We start from the raw sequence: 3,639 nt of genomic DNA, 5'->3' as shown, positions 1-3,639 counted from the left end.
TCGTTCAGCTCTTCCTGATCTTTTATGGGTTGCCCTCGATCGGCGTGACGCTCGATGCGTTCCCGGCAGCCCTGATCGGCTTTACGCTCAACATCGGCGCTTACACATCGGAGATCATCCGCGCGGTGATTGCCTCCGTGCCTCGCGGGCAGTGGGAAGCGGCCTATTCGGTTGGCATGAGCTGGGGTCAAGCCATGCGCAAGACCATTCTTCCGCAGGCCGCGCGGATCGCCGTTCCGCCCTTGTCGAACACGTTCATTTCGCTAGTCAAGGACACTTCGCTCGCTGCCGCGATCACCGTTCCCGAGCTATTCCAGTCCGCCCAGCGCATCGTGGCCGTCACCTACGAGCCGCTGATCCTTTATATCGAGGCAGCACTGATCTACCTCGCGTTGTCATCCGTTCTGTCCGCCCTGCAAGTGCGCCTGGAGCGTCGGCTGAACCGCTATGGCGGGTTTTTGGAGGCACGCACGTGATCGAGCTTTCCGATATCCACAAGCGGTTCGGCGATCTTGAAGTGCTGAAAGGCGTGTCGCTTCGCTTTGCGGAAGGCAGCGTATCGGCGCTGGTCGGCCCATCGGGCGGCGGCAAGAGCACGCTGCTTCGCTGCATCAACCTGCTGGAAACACCATCGGCGGGTACAGTGCGGATCGGCGAGGATACGCTGACCTTCAAGCAAGGTGAGAAGGTCGCCTGGAAGGACATGCAGCGACTTCGCCGTCAGACCGGCATGGTGTTCCAGAGCTTCCAGCTGTTTCCGCATCGCACCGCGACCGAAAACATCACCGAAGGGCTGATCACGGTTCGTGGTTGGTCCAAGGAAGAGGCCAACACGCGTGCCATGGAACTGCTTGAGAAGGTCGGTCTCGGCCATAAGGCGGATGCCTGGCCCGCGACGCTGTCTGGTGGTCAGCAGCAGCGCGTCGCCATAGCACGCGCTCTCGCCCCCTCCCCGCGAGTGCTTCTGTGCGACGAGCCGACCTCGGCGCTCGATCCTGAACTCGCGGAAGAAGTGGTCGAGGTTTTGGCGGATCTGGCGCGCGAAGGCACCACCATGGTGATGGCGACGCATGATCTGAGACTGGCATCCCGCATCGCCCAGGAGGTCGCCTTTCTCGACGGCGGCCTGATTGTGGAACAGGGCTCGGCAGGCGACGTGTTCAACCGCCCGCAACGCGAACGGACCAAGCGCTTTCTCGCCTCCTTGGCAGCCGTGTCAGCCACGGATTGATGATCCGGAGCAGCCGCTGTCTGGTGATCTATGCCGCGGCTAGCGCTTCTTCTTCTCTCGCCAATGCCGTCACGCCGGCGAAGTCGATCTTGCCGGAACCTAGAACGGGCACCGATTTCACGACGCGTACTTTCGCCGGTACCATCATGTCCATTGCGCCGGCTGCCTTGGCAAAGCTGACAAAAGCTGCCCGAGTCGCGTCCGGCCGGTCGGTGATCAGCACGAGTCGTTCACCCTTGCGCTCGTCCGGCACGGTGGCCACCGCCGATAGCGAACCTTTCCACAGCTCCCCCGCCAAGGCTTCCACGGCCGCCAGCGACACCATCTCACCGCCGATCTTGGCGAAGCGCTTGGCGCGACCTTGGATCGTGACGGACCCGTCCTTATCCACCGTGACGATGTCGCCGGTATCATGCCAGCCGTCTTCTGGCGCTTCCAGAACGCCGGGTTTTTCAGCGCGCAGATAGCCGGCCATGATGTTGGGCCCCTTGATGGAAAGGCGGCCACCAGTTCCGACGCCAGGAACCGGCTCCAGGCGATAGCTCAGGCCGGGCATGAGCTTACCGACGGAACCGGCCTTGTTGTACATCGGCGTGTTGAGCGCGACCACGGGAGCAGCTTCCGTCACACCATAGCCTTCCAGAAGGCGCAGGCCGAATTTGTCCATGTAAGCCGCCCGGGTCGAAGCCTTGACGGGCTCGGCGCCTGCAAAAGCGTAGCGGATTGAGCGAAAATCATAGGGGTGCGCTGTGCGGGCATAGCCGCCGAAGAAGGTGTCGGTGCCGAACATGATCGTCGCATTGGACGCATAAACCAGTTCCGGCACGATGCGGTAATGCAGCGGCGACGGATATAGGAAGACCGGAACCCCGCAAACCAGGGGCAGTAACGTGCCGGCGGTCAGGCCGAAGGAGTGGAAGATCGGCAGGACGTTGAACACCTTATCGCCGGAATGAAAGTCGATGCGCGATGCCGCCTGGGCGGTGTTGGCGAGAATGTTGCGGTGGGTCAGCACGACACCCTTGGGCGTGCCTTCCGACCCCGAAGTAAACAGGATGGCCGCAGGATCATCGGCGCGGCGTTCAGCGAGCGGTCGGGACCGATGCCAAAGCCCGAGCAGCTTGTCCTTCAGCGTGATCGTTGCGCGCAGGTCTTCCAACCAGACGATCTCCACGTGTCTGCCCACCTCATCGAGAACCAGGCCAAGCTTGGCCTGGGCAACGAAGGCCCGGGACGTCAGGATCGTCTTTACCTCAGCCGCCTTGCACGCGGACAGGATGTTGGCTGCGCCCGCCGTGAAGTTGATCATGGCCGGAACCTTGCCGGCCGACATCAGGCCGAGCAGCGCGGCACAAGCGCCGTTGGCATTGGGGAGCATCAGGCCGAGAACCGGTTGATGGCGGTAAAGCTTCGAGAACCTGCCGCCAAGCACGGCAGCGGCCGTCAGCAATCTGCCGTAAGACAGTTGTCCCGTGACCGGATCTTCCACCGCGAGCCTGGCTATGCCGCGCTCTTCCGCCGTTTCGATGATGCGCTTGAGCACGGTCGTATCGATGCGCTGAGTGCGGAAGATGAGGTCGGACATGACTTGGTAGAGGGCAGCACCCGCTGCTGCACGCCGTTGCCGGCCGCGCAAGCCTTGATCGACCTCCAGCTTTACCGGTTCAAGGATCGTCACCCGCACCTTCGGAAACAAGCGACGGCGGACATGCATGGAGGTCAGCCGCGAGAAATAGCTTTTCTCCAGGCCTGCGGGTCGACATCGGCTTTGCCGGGTTAAGCGGCATGGCGCGGGTCAGCTTCAAAAACGGCTTCACCCACCAGGCCTGCGCGATCGTATGATCCACCGCGAAGACCGGCTCCTCGTCGGTCAGTGTCAGGGCGAGCGGACCATCCAGAAAGCTGACATGGTTGAGCGCAAGGATCGGGGCCGGACCGGCCGCCTTGAGATTATCGAGACCTTCGACTTCAAGCCGGTGAAATGCGCGGAACAGGATCGAAACGAAGTCGCGCAAGGCATTGGTCGGAAGATATTTCAGCATCAGCCAGGCGGAAACGGCATTGAGCACTGCTAGACCTAGCAGTATCTGCGCCAGCGAAACGCCAGCCGCCTGGATCGCTGCGACGAGCGCGCCGCCAACCGTCATGAAGCCGGCATTGACGACGCTGACGCCGGCAACGACGCGGGCGCGTCGGTCTTCCGGCGCCCAGGCCTGAACCGCCGCAAAAGTCGGCACGATCACGAAGGCACCGGCAATCGCTAAGCCCGCGAGGTCGATCGCCACTCGGATTGTGTTCGGCAGAGCGAAAAAGCCGGACAGCGTTTCCGTAGTTGTTGTCGCCTGCGCGCCCCAGAGGGTAAAAGCGAGGTCGAGGCTGAACAGCGCCATCAGAGCTGTACCGGCGGG

2 protein-coding genes and 1 pseudogene are annotated in these 3,639 nt (G+C 62.4%); 2 read left to right on the top strand and 1 reads right to left on the bottom strand.

The genetic code is table 11. The annotated features are described in order from the left end of the window. A partial coding sequence (locus RTX98_RS01260; protein WP_312794028.1) for an ABC transporter permease subunit occupies nt 1–476 on the top strand: 476 nt, incomplete at its 5' end. Beyond that, a complete protein-coding gene (locus RTX98_RS01255; RefSeq protein ID WP_312794027.1) occupies nt 473–1,231 on the top strand; it encodes an amino acid ABC transporter ATP-binding protein in 759 nt (252 codons plus the stop codon). The genes RTX98_RS01260 and RTX98_RS01255, both read left to right, overlap by 4 nt. A gap of 28 nt (nt 1,232–1,259) precedes the next feature. Here RTX98_RS01255 and RTX98_RS01250 read toward each other — a convergent pair. After that, a pseudogene (locus tag RTX98_RS01250) lies at nt 1,260–3,639 on the bottom strand (AMP-binding protein); the annotation flags it as partial.

It is taken from the genome of Tianweitania sp. (assembly GCF_032053605.1).
Classification (GTDB): Bacteria; Pseudomonadota; Alphaproteobacteria; order Rhizobiales; family Rhizobiaceae; genus Tianweitania.
This window is presented reverse-complemented; position numbering and strand designations above follow the sequence as displayed.